The organism is Sphingobium sp. WR1 (assembly GCF_059693745.1).
In genome coordinates, this window is sequence record NZ_JCATID010000019.1 from 1 (window position 1) to 15435 (window position 15435).

At 65.5% G+C, this 15435-nt stretch carries 11 protein-coding genes, 1 tRNA gene and 2 pseudogenes; 7 read left to right on the top strand and 7 right to left on the bottom strand.

Annotated features, from left to right (window positions below):
• Window positions 1–224 precede the first annotated feature (224 nt).
• Window positions 225–1316: a mechanosensitive ion channel family protein gene (locus AC58EF_RS19595; protein WP_497278068.1), complete on the top strand. Its 1092-nt coding sequence runs from the start codon at window positions 225–227 to the stop codon at window positions 1314–1316.
• Here AC58EF_RS19595 and AC58EF_RS19600 read toward each other — a convergent pair.
• Window positions 1288–1644: a PilZ domain-containing protein gene (locus AC58EF_RS19600; RefSeq protein ID WP_497278069.1), complete on the bottom strand. Its 357-nt coding sequence runs from the start codon at window positions 1642–1644 to the stop codon at window positions 1288–1290. The two genes, AC58EF_RS19595 and AC58EF_RS19600, sit on opposite strands and share 29 nt — an antisense overlap.
• A 165-nt stretch (window positions 1645–1809) precedes the next feature.
• Window positions 1810–3027, bottom strand: a complete 1218-nt coding sequence (tyrS, locus tag AC58EF_RS19605; RefSeq protein WP_497278071.1) for a tyrosine--tRNA ligase — start codon at window positions 3025–3027, stop codon at window positions 1810–1812.
• 55 nt (window positions 3028–3082) lie between these two features.
• Between tyrS and AC58EF_RS19610 the strand changes: the two genes are divergently transcribed.
• Window positions 3083–4168, top strand: coding sequence for an anhydro-N-acetylmuramic acid kinase (locus AC58EF_RS19610; protein ID WP_497278072.1), 1086 nt, complete (start codon window positions 3083–3085; stop codon window positions 4166–4168).
• Window positions 4169–4273: 105 nt separating this feature from the next.
• Here the strand turns inward: AC58EF_RS19610 and AC58EF_RS19615 are convergent, their stop codons facing one another.
• Together AC58EF_RS19615 and AC58EF_RS19620 are read right to left on the bottom strand one after the other, a co-directional pair.
• Window positions 4274–5038: an alpha/beta fold hydrolase gene (locus AC58EF_RS19615; RefSeq protein WP_497278073.1), complete on the bottom strand. Its 765-nt coding sequence runs from the start codon at window positions 5036–5038 to the stop codon at window positions 4274–4276.
• Window positions 5039–5184: 146 nt separating this feature from the next.
• Window positions 5185–5289 (bottom strand): annotated as a pseudogene (locus AC58EF_RS19620) (DoxX family protein); the annotation flags it as partial.
• A gap of 328 nt (window positions 5290–5617) precedes the next feature.
• Here AC58EF_RS19620 and AC58EF_RS19625 point away from each other — a divergent pair.
• A pseudogene (locus tag AC58EF_RS19625) lies at window positions 5618–5833 on the top strand (LysR family transcriptional regulator); the annotation flags it as partial.
• Here AC58EF_RS19625 and AC58EF_RS19630 read toward each other — a convergent pair.
• Window positions 5830–6147, bottom strand: a complete 318-nt coding sequence (locus AC58EF_RS19630; protein ID WP_497278074.1) for a DUF6538 domain-containing protein — start codon at window positions 6145–6147, stop codon at window positions 5830–5832. The pseudogene AC58EF_RS19625 and the gene AC58EF_RS19630 overlap by 4 nt on opposite strands.
• Window positions 6148–6211: 64 nt before the next feature.
• Window positions 6212–6287 (bottom strand) — tRNA-Thr (locus AC58EF_RS19635).
• A 179-nt stretch (window positions 6288–6466) separates the two neighbouring features.
• Between AC58EF_RS19635 and AC58EF_RS19640 the strand changes: the two genes are divergently transcribed.
• Window positions 6467–7765, top strand: a complete 1299-nt coding sequence (locus tag AC58EF_RS19640; RefSeq protein ID WP_497278075.1) for a PAS domain-containing protein — start codon at window positions 6467–6469, stop codon at window positions 7763–7765.
• 324 nt (window positions 7766–8089) lie between these two features.
• On the top strand, window positions 8090–12754 hold the full coding sequence (locus AC58EF_RS19645; RefSeq protein WP_497278076.1) for an NAD-glutamate dehydrogenase: 4665 nt from the start codon (window positions 8090–8092) through the stop codon (window positions 12752–12754).
• Window positions 12755–12937: 183 nt separating this feature from the next.
• On the opposite strand, the gene AC58EF_RS19650 is transcribed toward AC58EF_RS19645, so the two are convergent.
• Window positions 12938–13945, bottom strand: coding sequence for an MlaA family lipoprotein (locus AC58EF_RS19650; protein WP_497278077.1), 1008 nt, complete (start codon window positions 13943–13945; stop codon window positions 12938–12940).
• Between the two features lie 291 nt (window positions 13946–14236).
• Between AC58EF_RS19650 and AC58EF_RS19655 the strand changes: the two genes are divergently transcribed.
• Both AC58EF_RS19655 and AC58EF_RS19660 read left to right on the top strand, forming a co-directional pair.
• Entirely contained in the window at window positions 14237–14881 is a 645-nt protein-coding gene (locus AC58EF_RS19655) for a PepSY-associated TM helix domain-containing protein (RefSeq protein ID WP_497278078.1), read from the top strand.
• Between the two features lie 16 nt (window positions 14882–14897).
• Complete coding sequence (locus AC58EF_RS19660; RefSeq protein ID WP_497278080.1) at window positions 14898–15431, top strand: DUF2271 domain-containing protein; 534 nt, start codon at window positions 14898–14900, stop codon at window positions 15429–15431.
• The last annotated feature ends 4 nt before the right edge of the window (window positions 15432–15435 follow it).

Here is a 15435-nt window from a genome sequence, read left to right on the forward strand (position 1 = left end):
CGATCAACCGTGGCGCATCATGACAATCGGGCGCCGCAAATGGGCACAGGGGTCATGATCAATGCAGGTTGGTATAACGCGCTACGCGCGTAAGTCTCGCTACCCCTCCCGCAAGCGGGAGGGGAATATCTTGTTCCCACCTCAACACCGTCATTCCCGCGCCGCCCGCCGAAAACCCTGCTGCATGTGCGAAACAAACCGGCGGACGTTGCGTTGCCCTTCCCATGACCGACATCAGCCTGACCCACATCACGCCGATGGGCGCGCTTTCGATCGCGTTGTCGGTGGCCATCGCCTTCGTCATTCACTGGGCGCTCTACTGGATCGCGCTGCGCGTCGCGAAACATTCGAAGATCGAGCCGGTGCTGTTGCCCGCCATCTACCAGCCGACACGGTGGCTGGTCGTGCTGCTGGCGCTGGGCGCGGGCCTCAAGTCGATCGAATTGGGACCGCGCATCGAGGATATATGGTCGATCGGCGCGCGCATGATCTTCGCGCTGCTGGTCGGCTGGCTGATCCTGCGGGTGATGCGCGCGGGCAAGACGATGCTGGAGGAACGCGCCGACATCAGCGTCGAGGATAATCTGAAGGCCCGGCGGCAGCGCACCAAGATCAGCATCCTCTACCGCATCTGCCAGTGCATCGTCGGCTTCCTGGTGATCGCGATGATGCTGATCGCCATTCCGGGCGTGCGAACGATCGGCGTGTCGCTGATGGCGTCGGCGGGGCTGGCGGCTCTGGCGGTGGGCGCGGCGGCGCAGCCTGCGCTCAAAAATCTGATCGCGGGCATCCAGATGGCCTTTTCCGAGCCGATCCGGCTGGACGATGTGGTCATCATCGAAGGCGAATGGGGACGGATCGAGGAGATCCGGCTGACCTATGTCATCGTGCGCATCTGGGACGATCGGCGCATGGTGGTGCCGGTCTCCTATTTTCTGGAAAAACCCTTCCAGAACTGGACGACCAAGACCTCCGACCTGCTGGGCACCGTCTTCCTCTATGTCGATCCGACCGCCGATATCGAGCGTATCCGCGCGCGCTTCATCGAGTCCGTGAAGGGCAACAGCCGCTGGGACGGGCGGGTCGCGATCCTGCAGGTAACGGACCATCGCGCCGACGCGCTGGAACTGCGCGGGCTGCTGTCAGCGCGCAATGCGGGCATCGCCTTCGACCTGCGCTGCGAGGTGCGGGAAGCGATGCTGACCTTCCTGCGCAACGAAATGCCCGAAGCGCTGGTGCGCGGGCGTCAGCTGGTGGAAGCCGGCGAAGGCTTTGTCGGGCCTGAGCCTACCAGGCGGTACGGCGCGGCGGAATGAGCGCCATCATCGCGTCGTAGAGGCGCGGCTTGATCGGCTCCAGAAACTCCATGCCGGCGCGGCCATCCTGCGCCCAGCGGATTTCTGCGGGATAATCCTTCAGCACCGGCAGCCAGACGGTGATCCGTTCGCCGGTGAGAAGTTCGCCATCGGTGCGGCACATCAGGCCGAGCGCCGAGATGTTAATGATGCGGATGCCGTGGGTGCGGCCGCGCGCGGTCGCATGGCTGACCATATCGACCAGGTCGCGCTGCGCGCGCCGTTGTTCGACGGACGGATCGCGCGAGCGCAGGACATGACCGAGATTGGCGAAGACCGAGGACGACATGATCCCGAGTCTAACCCCTGGAAAATGGACGCTTTGCTAGGGGAGAGCGTTAACCCGCCGGTAACGCTCTTTCCCTTTGGAGAAATGATCCGTCATTGCGAGCGAAGCGAAGCAATCCATTGTTGCGCCAGTGGATTGCTTCGCTTCGCTCGCAATGACGAGAAATCAGGCGACGACCAGCCCGTGCTTCTTCGCGCCGAAGCTCAGCTTGTCGCCGGGCTTCAGGGTGACGGCAGGATCGGTGACGACCTCGCCATTCACCCTGATCGCATTCTCGCCCAGCTTGCGGCGCGCTTCCTTGTTGGATGTGGCGAAGCCCAGGCCGGTGACGGCCTGCACGACGGTCAGGCCTTCGACGCCAAGGCTGACGGTCGGCAGGTTGGCGTCCGACGCGCCTTCCTCGAAGGTCCGTCTCGCGGTTTCCGCCGACATGGTCGCGGCGTCGAGGCCGCGGCAGAGCGCCGTCGCTTCGTTGGCGAGGATCTTCTTCGCCTCGTTGATCTCCGCGCCTTCCAGCGCGGCGAGGCGGTTCACCTCGTCCATCGGCAGGTCGGTGAAGAGGCGCAGGCGGTTGGCGACATCGGCGTCGGCGGTGTTCCGCCAGAACTGCCAATAGTCGTAATTCGACAGCTGATCCTCGTTCAACCACACGGCGCCGCCCACGGTCTTGCCCATCTTCGTGCCGTCCGCATTGGTGAGCAGAGGCGTGGTGAGGCCGAACACCTGGGTGCCGTCGACGCGGCGCGCCAGTTCGACGCCGTTGACGATATTGCCCCACTGGTCCGACCCGCCCATCTGCAAGCGGCAGGCCGAGCGGCGCGACAATTCCAGAAAATCATAGGCCTGAAGGATCATATAGTTGAATTCGAGGAAGCTGAGCGACTGTTCGCGGTCCAGGCGCAGCTTCACTGAATCGAAGCTCAGCATCCGGTTGACCGAGAAATGCTGGCCGATGTCGCGCAGGAAGGGGATATATTCCAGGCGGTCGAGCCATTCGGCATTGTCGAGCATGATCGCATCGCTGGGACCGTCCCCGAAGGTCAGGAAGCGTTCGAACACCTGGCGGATGCTCGCGACATTCTGCGCGATCAGGTCGGTCGTCAGCAGCTTGCGCGCTTCGTCCTTGAAGCTGGGATCGCCGATCTTGCCGGTGCCGCCGCCCATCAGGACGATCGGCTTGTGGCCCGCCTTCTGCAACTGGCGCAGCATCATGATCGACACGAGATGGCCGACATGCAGCGACGGCGCGGTCGGATCGAAGCCGATATAGCCCGGCACCACCTGCTTCGCGGCGAGGGCGTCGAGACCCTCCGCATCGGTCAGTTGATGGATATAGCCGCGTGTTTCCAGCAGGCGGAGGAGGTCGGACTGATAGTTGCTCATGGCGCGCGCCTGTAGCATTGCGGTTGCGACTGTAAAAGAGGCGGAGTTTTCGATCATGTTGGCAATCGGCCTGATGTCCGGCACATCGCGCGATGGAATTGACGCGGCGCTGATCGAGACGGACGGCGAAGGGCGGGCCGAGGCGGTCGCGTTTCACGCCATGGAGTATGATGACGGGTTCCGCCTGCGACTGGCCGAGGCGTGCCAGCGGGCCATGGCGATGGAGAAACCGGGCTTCGAGCCGCTGATCGCGTCGGTCGAAGCGGAACTGACCGAGCGGCATGTCGATGCGGTGGCCGACCTGCTGGGGCGCAGCGGTCATATCGCGGAGGATGTGGGGGTGATCGGCTTTCACGGCCATACCGTCGCTCATCGGCCCGAATGGGGATGGACCTGGCAGATCGGCGACGGCGCGGCGCTCGCCGGGGCGTTCGGGATATGGGTGGTCGGCGACCTGCGCAGTGCGGACGTGGCGGCGGGCGGACAGGGCGCGCCGCTGCTGCCGGTCTATCATCGCGCGCTGGCCGACGGGCTTGCGAAGCCTGCGGCGGTGCTCAATCTGGGGGGTGTCGCGAACATCAGCTTCATCGGGTCGGACGGAACGCTGATCGCCTTCGATACCGGCATGGCAAGCGGCCTCATCGACAACTGGATGCAGACTCATGGCGATGCCGCCTATGATGCGGGCGGCGCCTGCGCCGCGCGTGGCCGGGTGGATGAGGCGCGGCTGGCGGCGATGATGGCCGATCCCTGGTTTGCGGCGCCGCCGCCCAAGAGCATCGACCGCGAACAGTTCAGCATCGACGCGGTGCGGGGGCTGGACCTGGAGGATGGCGCGGCGACGCTGACGGCGTTCACCGCGGCGGCGGTGGCGCGGGGCGTCGATCATCTGCCCGAACGGCCGGCGCGCATCCATGTCGCGGGCGGCGGGCGGCACAATGCGACGCTGATGGCGATGCTGGCCGCGTGGACCGGAGCCGAGATACTGCCGGTGGACGGGCTGGGCTGGGACGGCGACGCGCTGGAGGCGCAGGGCTTCGCCTATATGGCGGTGCGGCATCTCAAGGACCTGCCGATCAGCTTTCCGGGGACGACCGGCGTGCCGGCGCCGATGACGGGCGGGGTGCTGTTTCGGCCCTGATCCTTCCGGCCTGAAGGATATCGGCCGCCCGACGCTTTCCAGGGAAAGGGCGCCGGTCGAAAGAACCGGCGCCCGATCTGGTTAAAGGAAAGGAGTGTGAGGCAGCTATTGCGCGCCCTTTGCGGCGTCTTCGATGATGTCGACGACCGCCTGGGGCTGCGAGACGTAGAGCGAGTGGCTGGCGGCGACTTCCTTGACGGTCGCGCCGGCGCGGTCGGCCATCGCGCGCTGCGCGGGCGGCGGGATCATCTTGTCGTCGCCGGCGACGAGATACCAGCTCTTCTTCTCGCGCCATGCGGGAACAGTCACCGCGCCAGCAAGCGCATTGACGCCCCACGGCACCTGAGAGGCCGCCATGAAATCGGCGACTTCGGGCTTCACATCGGCCGCAAAGCTTGCCGCGAACTTCGCCTTGTCGAGGAAGAGATAGCCGTCGACCGGCGGGAGGATCGGCGGCACCGGCGCGCCGGGCGCGGGGTTCGCGATCAGCGACTGGACCGACTCGCCCTTGTCGGGCGCGAAGGCTGCGATGTAGACGACGCCCGCGACCTTGGGGTCGGTGCCCGCTTCGGAAACGACCACACCGCCATAGCTGTGGCCGACCAGGATCACCCTGCCCTGCGCGGCTGCAATCGCACGCCTGGTCACAGCGACATCATCTTCGAGCGAGTTGGTCGGGTTCTGAACGATCGTCACCTTGTAGCCGTCCTTCGACAGCAGCTTATAGACGTCGGCCCAGCCCGAGCCGTCGACGAAGCCGCCATGGACGAGGACAACAGACTTTACGGGTTCAGCCTGTCGGGCAGCGACAGGAACGGCGCCCAATGCGAGCGACGCAGCGGCAACAGCGAGAAACTTCGACTTGGTCATGGCCCTTCTCCTTGAATTTGCGATAACGTTTATCGCGATAAATATTATCTAGCCGATTCGGGAAAGCCTGTCCATCACTAATTTATCGCAATAATTATTTTCTCGATAATATCATGTTTCGCTCAGGATCGCCGCTTGCATTCACGTCACCGGCGCAGAAGCCGATCAAGGGACCAGCGCCCGCCGCCATAAGCAACAAGGGGCAACAGCAGTCCCGCCCAGGAGAGATGCGTCGGCCAGGCATCGGGATATGCGCCGGCCCAGGCGGCGATGACAGGGCTCGACGCGCCGGAAAAGACGGATCTTTGATCTGCCGAAAGGCTCCATTGAGCCGAGGCGATCCGATGGTTGCGGACTTTGCCGCATCAGCACTGACAAGGCCCGCAGCCTGCGCAGGCTTCTCAGGGCAAGGGAGGAGCCGCCAAGGCGCTGGTCGTCCATTTCGCACGATCGGGAAATATGCGGGTCATTGCCCGCGGACTCGCGCGCATGTTGGGGGCGTGGAGGGATGAGGCCGCGATTGCAGCAACATGACGGATCAATCATGATAAGCCGTTCGCCTATCTTGAGAGGTCATGAATGAATCGCGACGATCTGATCGACCTCAACGCCTTCATCGCGATTGCAAAGGAGCGCAGCTTTACCCGTGCCGCATCCAGAATGGGCGTGTCGCAGTCAGCGCTGAGCCACAAGATCAGGCGGCTGGAATCCCGGCTTGGTGTGCGCCTGCTATCGCGTACGACCCGAAGCGTTTCGCCCACCGATGCGGGCGAGCGCCTTCCCTCCTTCCTTCAAGTCGGTTCTGGAATCCCTTGCCCTTCCCGCCGAGCCCGCAATTCGTCGAAATGACACTCCATCTCAAAGGCCATTCTCCGCACCAATCGGATCGCCTCGCTGAAGGAGGTCGTGCCCGAAGATCGGTTGATCCGCGATCTCCCAGCCAACTCAATCACGTCGCACGGCACGCGGACTCGATATTGGTAGACCGCGCCCCGCCGCCATAGTCCGGCATATCTTCTGGGCGACACCCTTGGGCTACACCGTGAAAGCCAAATATCTGTTGTAGTTGAGTGCGTTAACCCCCGCTCAGAGCTGCTCGTGGGCGACACCGTCGGGCTACAGTCAGCGCGCGACCATCCATTAGCCGGTTGTTTTCAATGATTTTCGAGAAAATGGTGCCGCTTACGTGACTCGAACACGTGACCCCATCATTACGAATGATGTGCTCTACCAACTGAGCTAAAGCGGCGTTGGCGCGGGCAGATAACAGCGGTTGGGGCGCAGGACAAGCCGTCAATTTCCGGGCAGGCCGTCTTTTTGCCGACGACCGCCTTTTCGCCGATACGCCCCTCGCATTTACGTCCTCTTTACCATCCCGTGCCAGTGTCGAATCCCGAAAAGCTTTTCACCTGTTTGGGAACCGACCGGATGGACACTCTGCGGGGACATGACGTCGCCAACGGCCAGGAGGATTTCGACGATGGCGAAGACGCCGCGATAGAAACGCCGCGGGCCGTCGGCTCCGACGAACGACGTATGCAGGTGCGCGCCTATAATTATTGGGCGTCGCTGCTGGGCGATCGCGCCCTGCCCTCGATCGAGGATCTGTCGCCCGAACAGCTGGAGGATTTCGGCCCCTACAGCGTCCTGCTCGACTTCAGCACCGGTCTCGATAATCCCGCCATCGTCTATCTCGGCTCGGCCCTGCGGCAGGAATGCGAGATCGAAGGCCCGATCGATTATATCAACGATGTTCCCGCCCGATCGCTACTGTCGCGGCTGACCGACCATTATCTCCAGATCATCGCCAATGCCGCGCCGATCGGGTTCGAGGCGGAGTTCATCAACCAGCGCAACGCCGAAATCCTCTATCGCGGCATATTGATGCCCTTTTCCTCCGACGGCGACACGATCGATTTCGTGTTCGGCGTCATCAACTGGAAGGAAGTGCCGGCGCAGGCCCTGCTCCAGTCGCTGGAACAGGAAGTCGGCGAAGCGCTGCGCACCGCGCCCGAAGCGCGCCCGGTGACGCCGGTCTGGGCGGACGGCCCCGCGGGCGCGCCGACCCTGCTCGCCGATTCGGACGACGAAGACGACATACTCGACCTGACCGGCATGGAATGTCCGGGCGAGGACGCCTCGCTCGCCGACTGGCTCGCCCTCGCCCGCGACGGGGCCGCGCGGGTCCGCATCAGCGAAGCGCGCAGCCACGCCGCGCTCTACCGCGCGGTCAGCCTCGCCTATGACTTCTCGCTGGTCGCCCGCGCCCGGCCGGACGACTATGCCGAACTGCTCGCCGACTATGGCATCAAGGCGCAGGCGCGCAGCCCCATGACTGCGATCATCAAGCTGGTCTTCGGCGCGACCTATGACAAGACGCGCATCACCGAATATGCCACCGCGCTGGAACATGCGCTGGCGGCGGGCCTGGGCGTCGGCAAGCTCGCCGAATATCTCGCCGCCTATGTCGGCGGGCTGAAGGCCGTGGTGCGCGACGAGCGCGCGCTGCGCCGCTCCGCCCAGCCCGCGCGTCCCGACAAGCGGCAGGTCGCGCGCGACGCCATGAAGGCGGCCGCCCCGCTGGACCCGATCGCCATCACCACCGACGCCGACGGCTTCGCCATCGTCGTCGCCCGCCGCGAAGCGGATGGCTCCCTGGCCCTGGTCGGCGCCCTGCCCGAGGATTCCGACCTTGGCCAGCGCGTGATCGCCGCCGCCGCCCATTGACGACCGTCCCGGCATCTCCCACCGCCGGGCGGCGGTCATTCGCCGCGGAATGCTTTCCCACCGGCCAAATCGGCGCTCGACAGGCGGCCGCAACTGACTCATAGTCGCGGCCATGATCCAAGGCCCCGCACCACGCGGACGGCCGATTGTGCGCTGCATCATTTTATTTCAACAATGAGAAATTTTATTTCGCCTCCGACTTGAGCCGTTCACGACTCGGGCGCATATAGGCGCTCCATTGCCGAGGAGTCGCATGGCGGCGATCCAGCGCCTCCTCCGTTTCGACAGACAAGCGGGGTCGACCCCGTGCAAAGAGGTGAGCGAATGACGGCGCTGGCTGAGACGAAGACCAAGGAAGTCGACACTTTTATCCGCGAGGCGCTGGAAGCGGCGCTGGCGCGCGGCGCCCTGCCCGGCGAGCGGGAGGGCTTTGATACGGCGGCCGTGGCCGCGGCGGCCGCCTTCCTTGGCCGCACCGCCAACGGCCGCAAGCCCGGCCAGCCCGCGATCGCGATCGAGACGCTGGGCGAAGGCGCGACCGGACGCTTCATGCGCATCGCGATCGTCAATGACGACATGCCCTTCCTGGTCGATTCGATCGCCAACACGCTGGCGGCCGGAGATATCACCATCCATCGCCTGCTCCATCCGGTGCTGTCGGTCGCGCGCGACGGCGACGGCGCGCTGTCGGCCATATTGGATGACGACACGCCCGGCGCGCGCCGCGAATCCATGATCTATATCGAGGCCGACCGGGCCGACGCCAAGGCCCGCCGGGCGCTGGAAAAGGCGCTGGACGACACGCTGGACGACGTGCGCGCAGCCGTGACAGACTGGCTGACGATGCAGACCGCCATGGGCAACGATGCCGACGCGGTCCCCGATGAGGAAGGCGCGGCGCTGCTGCGCTGGTTCCTTGCCCGCCACTTCACCCAGGTCGGGCATGAAATCGTCCGCCGCGACGGCGGCAGCGAGGCGCGGCTGGGCATCTGCGCCCGCCATGACAAGCCGCTGATCGCGCCCGCTTCGCTGGAGGCCGCCTTCACCTGGTTCGAGGAAGGCAAGCGCACGCCGCTGATCATCAAGTCCAGCCGCCTGTCCCGCGTCCATCGCCATGTGCTGCTCGACCTGGTCATCGTCCCCCTGCGCAAGGGCAAGGACGTGACCGCGCTGTCCATCCATGCCGGCATGTGGACCAGTTCGGGCCTGGCCGCGACCCCGGACAAGGTGCCGCTGCTGCGCTCGGCGCTGTCCAGCCTGATGGACAAGTTCGGGTTCGATCCGGGCGGCCATGCCGGCAAGGCGCTCGCCCATGCGCTCACGGCCTTGCCGCATGACATCACCATCGGCTTCGACCGCGAAACGCTGGAACGGCTGGCGCTGACCTTCATGTCGCTCAGCGACCGGCCACGTCCGCAACTGGCGCTCGCCACCAGCGCGCTGGCGCGCCACCTCTACGCCTTTGTCTGGCTGCCGCGCGATGAACTGTCGACCGCGCGCCGCGTCGCCATTCAGGACATGCTGGCCAAGGCGGCGAACGGCCCGGTGCTCAGCTGGTCAATCGCGCTGGAGGAGGGCGGGCTGGCGCTGCTGCGCATCACGCTCGACCTGCGCGACGGCGGCATGGTGCCCGATGACGCCGCGCTCGACCAGCAGCTCAAGCAGATGGTGCGCGGCTGGGTTCCGGCGGTGGAGGAAGCGCTGACCGCGACCGAGGAAGCGGGCCGCGCCGCCGCGCTCGCCCAGCGTTTCGCGCCCGGCTTCCCCCTCGCCTATCGCAACGGCGCCGGCCCGGCCGAAGCCGCGATCGACATCCGGCTGATCCACGGCCTGTCGGGGGCAGGCGACAAGTCGATCCGCATCTACCGCAACCCGGAAGACAGCGCCGAACGGCTGCGGCTGAAACTCTACAGCCACGACACCATCGCCCTGTCCGAAGTCGTTCCCGCCTTCGAGAATTTCGGCTTCCGCGTGATCGAGGAGATGACGACGCCTGTCGACGGCGGCGCGTTGGGCCATGTCCAGCGCTTCGTGCTGGAACTGCCCGCCGGCGGCAATGCCGACGCGGTGGTCGGCCGCGCCGAGGTCGTGACCGAAGCCATTGCGCAAGTGCTGGAAGGCCACGCCGAAAATGACCGGTTCAACGAACTGATCGTCACCGCCGGCCTTGCTCCGCGCTCGGTCGTGCTGTTCCGCTCCCTCTATCGCTATCTGCGCCAGACCGGCATGGCCTATGGCATGGCGACCGTCGCCGACACGCTGCGCCGCGCGCAGGGCGTGGCGGCCAGCCTCGTCACCCTGTTCGAGGCGCTGCATGATCCCGCCGCGCGCGACGGCGCGGACGATCAGGTCGCGCAGGCGCAGGCAGCGATCGACGCCGGCCTGGAAAATGTCACCGCGATCGACGAGGATCGCGTGCTCCGCCTGCTGCGCGCGGTCATCACCGCCACGCTGCGCACCAATTTCTTCAGCAAGGCGGCGGCCGAGGCCATCGCCTTCAAGCTGGACAGCGCGCAGATCCCCGGCCTGCCCGCCCCGCTCCCCTGGCGCGAGATCTGGGTCTATAGCCCGCGTGTCGAGGGCATCCATCTGCGCGCCGGCCCGGTCGCCCGCGGCGGCCTGCGCTGGTCCGACCGGCGCGACGATTTCCGCACGGAAATATTGGGCCTGATGAAGGCGCAGCGCGTGAAGAACGCCGTCATCGTGCCGACCGGCGCCAAGGGCGGTTTCTATCCCAAGCAACTGCCCAATCCGCAGATCGACCGAGACGCCTGGCTGGCGGAAGGCACCGAAAGCTATCGCATCTTCATCCGCGCGCTGCTGTCCGTCACCGACAATATCGTCAACGACAAGGTGAAGCACCCGGCGCAGGTCGTCGTGCATGACGGCGAAGACCCCTATTTCGTGGTCGCCGCCGACAAGGGCACAGCGACCTTCAGCGACGTCGCCAACGCCATCGCGCTCGACCGCAAATTCTGGCTGGGCGACGCCTTCGCCAGCGGCGGCTCCAACGGCTATGACCATAAGGCGATGGGCATCACCGCGCGCGGCGCGTGGATCAGCGTCCAGCGTCACTTCGCCGAAATGGGCGTCGACGTGCAGAGCGAGCCGGTGCAGGTCGTGGGCTGCGGCGATATGTCGGGCGACGTGTTCGGCAACGGCATGTTGCTGTCAAAGGCGATCAAGCTGGTCGCCGCCTTCGATCATCGCCACATCTTCTTCGATCCCGCGCCCGACCCGGCAAAGAGCTGGGAGGAACGCAACCGCCTGTTCCAGCTCCCTCGGTCGAGCTGGGACGATTATGACAAGTCGCTGATTTCCAAGGGCGGCGGCGTCTTCCCGCGCAGCCTCAAGAGCATAGCCCTGACCCCGGAAATGCAGGAGATATTGTGCGTGACGGATAAGGAAATGGAGCCGAGCGCGCTCATTTCCGCGATCCTCAAGGCTCCGGCGGACCTGCTCTGGTTCGGCGGCATCGGCACCTATGTGAAGGCGGCCGCGCAGAGCCAGGGCGATGTCGGCGACCCGGCGAACGACCGCCTGCGCGTCAACGCCGAACAGTTGCGCGTCAAGGTGGTCGGCGAAGGCGCGAACCTGGGCTTCACCCAGGCCGGCCGCATCGCCTTCTCGCTGCATGGCGGGCGGATCAACACCGACTTCATCGACAACAGCGCCGGCGTCGACTGTTCGGACAATGAGGTCAACATCAAGATCGCACTCAACAAGGAGATGGCGGAAGGCCGCCTGCCCTTCGAGGAGCGCAACAAGCTGCTCGAAAGCATGACCGACGCGGTCGGTGACATCGTGCTGGAGGACAATCGCCTCCAGGCGCTGGGCCTGTCGATCGCCGAAGCGGGCGGCGCGGCCGACCTCGCCTCCTATGTCCGCCTGATCGAGACGTTCGAGGAAAGCGGCCGGCTCGACCGGCAGGTGGAGGGGCTGGCCGCCAACGACCAGCTGCTGCGTCGCGGGCAGGACGGCCAGGGGCTGACCCGCCCCGAACTCGCCGTGCTGCTTTCCACCGCCAAGCTCGCCTTGCAGGATGCGATCGAACAGGGCGACCTCGCCAGCGACGACAGCATGACCGGCGAACTGATGGCGGCCTTCCCCCCTGCGATGCAGAAGAAGGAAGCCGACGCGATCGCCGTCCATGCGTTGAAGAAGGAAATCATCGCCACCAAGGTCGCGAACCGGATCATCAATCGCCTGGGCCTCATCCACCCGTTCGAACTGGCGGAGGAGGAGGGCTGCTCGCTCGCCGACCTCGCCAGCGCCTTCCTGATCGCGGAACGGCTCTATGACATCGGCACGCTCTGGACCGATATCGACGCGGCGGAGATGGGCGAAGCCGCCCGCCTCGCCCTGTTCGCCGACATCGCCAGCGGTATGCGGGCGCAGATCGCGGATATCCTGCGTGCCCTGCCCGCGGGCGTGCTGCCGGCGCAGGGATATGATCGTCTGGCGGTGGGCGTCGGCCAGCTGGCGTCGCAGGTGGACGACCTGCTGACCAGCGAAGCCCAGCGCCGCACCAATGCCGTGACCGACCGGCTGCTCGGCCTGGGCGCGCCTGAAGCGCTGGCGCTGCGCACCGCCGGCCTGTTCAAGCTGGACGGCGCGGTCGGCATCGCCGCGCTCGCCGCGCGCATCAGCGTGGACGAGATCGCGCTCACCCGCGCCTTCACCCATCTGGGCGAAGCCGTCGGCATCGACTGGGTCCAGTCGACCGCCGCGCGCATGGAGCCGACCGACCCGTGGGAGCGCCTGCTCATCTCGGGCGTGGCGCGCGACATGCAGCAGGTCCGGCTCGACTTCCTCGCGCATGGCAAGGGCAAGGAGATCGCGACCCATGTCGAGGAATGGCTGAAGGCCAAAGGCGCGCGGGTCCGCCAGTTCCGCACCCTGGTCCAGCGCGCCAAGGCGGCGGCGACGCCCAATGTCGCGATGCTCGCCGAAATCGCCGGACAGGCGCGCGGCCTGCTGGGACGATAATATTCAAATAAGCGTCATCCCCGCAATGGCGGGGATGACGCTCTTTTTCTGAACCTTAGAGTATGATGACTTCACATTGATCCAGCCGTCATTGCGAGCGGAGCGAAGCAATCCATGGGAGCGCCAATGGATTGCTTCGCTTCGCTCGCAATGACGATTCAAACAAATGTCATCCGACTATAGCTATTGCGACCCATCCCCGTCCGGCGCATCCGCATCGGGTAACGTCACCTTGGGCGCGTCCTTCTTGCCCGGCGTCGGTATGTCATCGCCATAGATGGGCACGATCGGTTCGGTCGGCGCGCGACCATGCAGCGCGTCGATCTCCGCCTGCCGCTGCTTCAGATACAGGTTGCGATAGACCGTGTAGGGATCGTCTTCCTTGCGGATCGCCTGGATCGTCTCATCAAACGCCGCGCGCTCGCCCAGCTGGTTGATGATCGTCGCGGGGATCACATAGGTCGGCGTGTTGAACGGCTTGCCGACAGCGAAGGGCAGGATCATCTTGTCCACCGTGTCGCCGATGATGTCGCGCAGCGTCGTCGGGCCAACGATCGGCAGATACATATACGGCCCCGGACCCACGCCATAATAGCCCAGCGTATTGGCGAGGCCGTTGTTCCGGCGCGGCAGGTGGAAGGGCTTGCGCTTGGCCACGTCGAACAGCCCCAGGAAGCCGAGGGTCGAATTGACCCCGAAGCGGCCCGCCGTCTCCGCCGCCTTGCCCGGCTTGAACTGCAACAGATAGGCAGCGAACACGATCGGCTCGCCCAGGTTGGAGAAGAAATTGCGCAGCCCCTTGCGCACCGGACGCGGCAGACCCTTGTTATAGGCCTTGGCCACCGGCTCCACCACCGCCTTGTCGACCGACTGCACCGCCTCGAAACTCTTGGCGTTGAGCTGTTCCAGCGGATCGCCCTTGGGCGCGCCTTTCTCGCCGGTCACGATGATATCCTGCGGCGCATTGCCGGGAGCGGCTGGACCGGAAGCGGCGGCGGGCGGAACGGTCGGCACGACAGGCGGGGGCGTCGCCGGGTCGAGGGAAGCGGGGGTCGCGGTCGCGGCGCCGGCGGGCGCCGTGTCCTGCGCCACCGCGGCATCGGCGACGGCCGCCATGGCCAGGCGCGGCGCATCGGCTTCCGCCTGCGCGCCTATCATCATCATTCCCGCAGCAACGGCCGGCAACAGCATGTCTTCATCCTATCAACGGCCGCTGCTCGCTCTCCTGAAAGGGCAGGCCGATCCACGCCGCACGCCGGGCTATATGTAGCCCATGTTACATCCGGCAAATATTTCGGCTAGTTGGGATATCCCCTTCCGTCAATAGCTTCGCCGGACACTCGTCGCCCCGGCATGGAGTCCGCCACATATGTGGGGGCTGCTTACATTTTGATACAAATTGGTGTTGCGACTCGTTTGCAATTGCAAGTCGTTCGCGCTATGCGAACCACCTCATTTCCCGCAGGACCAGTCCCCTACCCGATGCACGGAACCGCCCGCATCCCGACCCAGAAAAAGAAGAGCGCCAAGACCTTCTGGCTGAAGCAGCTCCACACCTGGCATTGGGTCAGCTCGGCGATCAGCCTCATCGGCCTGCTCATCTTCGCCTTCACCGGCATCACCCTCAATCATGCCGCCGATGTCGAGGGCGCACCGCAGACGGTGGAAAAAAGCGCCGACCTGCCCGCCGACCTGCTGAAACAGGTCGCGCCCGACGACAAGCCCGACGCCAAGAAGCCCCTGCCCGCCACTGTCGCCGCGTGGGTGGAGAAGGAAATCGGCCAGAGCGGCGCGGGAGAGGCCGAATGGTCCGCCGACGAAATCTATCTCGCTTTGCCCCGCCCCGGCGGCGACGGCTGGGTCGCGATCGACCGTCACAGCGGCGACGTCACCAGCGAAAGCACCAGCCGCGGCTGGATCAGTTACCTCAACGACCTGCACAAGGGCCGCAATGCCGGCACGGCATGGAAATACTTCATCGACATTTTCGCGGTCGCCTGCTTCCTCTTCGCCCTCACCGGCCTGTTGCTGCTCCAGTTGCACGCGAAGAAGCGTCCCTCCACCTGGCCGCTGGTCGCGGCCGGCCTCGCCATCCCGGCGGTCCTCGCCATCATCTTCATCCACTAAGGGGGAATTTTCGCTCATGCAGATCCGCCACAGCCTGATGCTGACCGGCACGGCGGCGCTCGGCGCCACCGGCGCGCTTGCCGCGCCCGCCGCCGCCCAGACGCTGAACCTCAGCGTCGCCATCCCGCGCCTGTCGGTCGCCGAATATCACCGCCCCTATGTCGCGATCTGGATCGAGAAGGAGGGGGCAGCGCCCCGCAGCCTGTCGGTCTGGTATGATTATGACATGAAGAATGGCGAGGGCACCAAATGGCTGCGCGACGTGCGCCAATGGTGGCGCGCATCGGGTCGGGCGATGCAATTCCCGGCCGACGGCGTCACCGGCGCCACCCGCGCGCCGGGCGAACAGAAGATCGCCTTCACCGCCGGCAAGGGATCGCTGGGGCAACTGGCGCCCGGCAACTACACGCTGCTGATCGAGGCCGCGCGCGAAGTCGGCGGCCGTGAAGTCGTCCGCCTCCCCTTCGCCTGGCCGCCCAGGCCCGGCGCGACGGTGAAGGCAGCGGGTAGCACGGAATTGGGCGCCATCGCCCTCACATTCGGTAAATAAGGGG

Bases quoted from the DNA above. Each gene is read 5' to 3' on its own strand.
- AC58EF_RS19595 (WP_497278068.1), top strand. From the start codon at position 225: ATGACCGACATCAGCCTGACCCACATCACGCCGATGGGCGCGCTTTCG.
- AC58EF_RS19600 (WP_497278069.1), bottom strand. From the start codon at position 1,644: ATGTCGTCCTCGGTCTTCGCCAATCTCGGTCATGTCCTGCGCTCGCGC.
- tyrS (WP_497278071.1), bottom strand. From the start codon at position 3,027: ATGAGCAACTATCAGTCCGACCTCCTCCGCCTGCTGGAAACACGCGGC.
- AC58EF_RS19610 (WP_497278072.1), top strand. From the start codon at position 3,083: ATGTTGGCAATCGGCCTGATGTCCGGCACATCGCGCGATGGAATTGAC.
- AC58EF_RS19615 (WP_497278073.1), bottom strand. From the start codon at position 5,038: ATGACCAAGTCGAAGTTTCTCGCTGTTGCCGCTGCGTCGCTCGCATTG.
- AC58EF_RS19640 (WP_497278075.1), top strand. From the start codon at position 6,467: ATGGACACTCTGCGGGGACATGACGTCGCCAACGGCCAGGAGGATTTC.
- AC58EF_RS19645 (WP_497278076.1), top strand. From the start codon at position 8,090: ATGACGGCGCTGGCTGAGACGAAGACCAAGGAAGTCGACACTTTTATC.
- AC58EF_RS19650 (WP_497278077.1), bottom strand. From the start codon at position 13,945: ATGCTGTTGCCGGCCGTTGCTGCGGGAATGATGATGATAGGCGCGCAG.
- AC58EF_RS19655 (WP_497278078.1), top strand. From the start codon at position 14,237: ATGCACGGAACCGCCCGCATCCCGACCCAGAAAAAGAAGAGCGCCAAG.
- AC58EF_RS19660 (WP_497278080.1), top strand. From the start codon at position 14,898: ATGCAGATCCGCCACAGCCTGATGCTGACCGGCACGGCGGCGCTCGGC.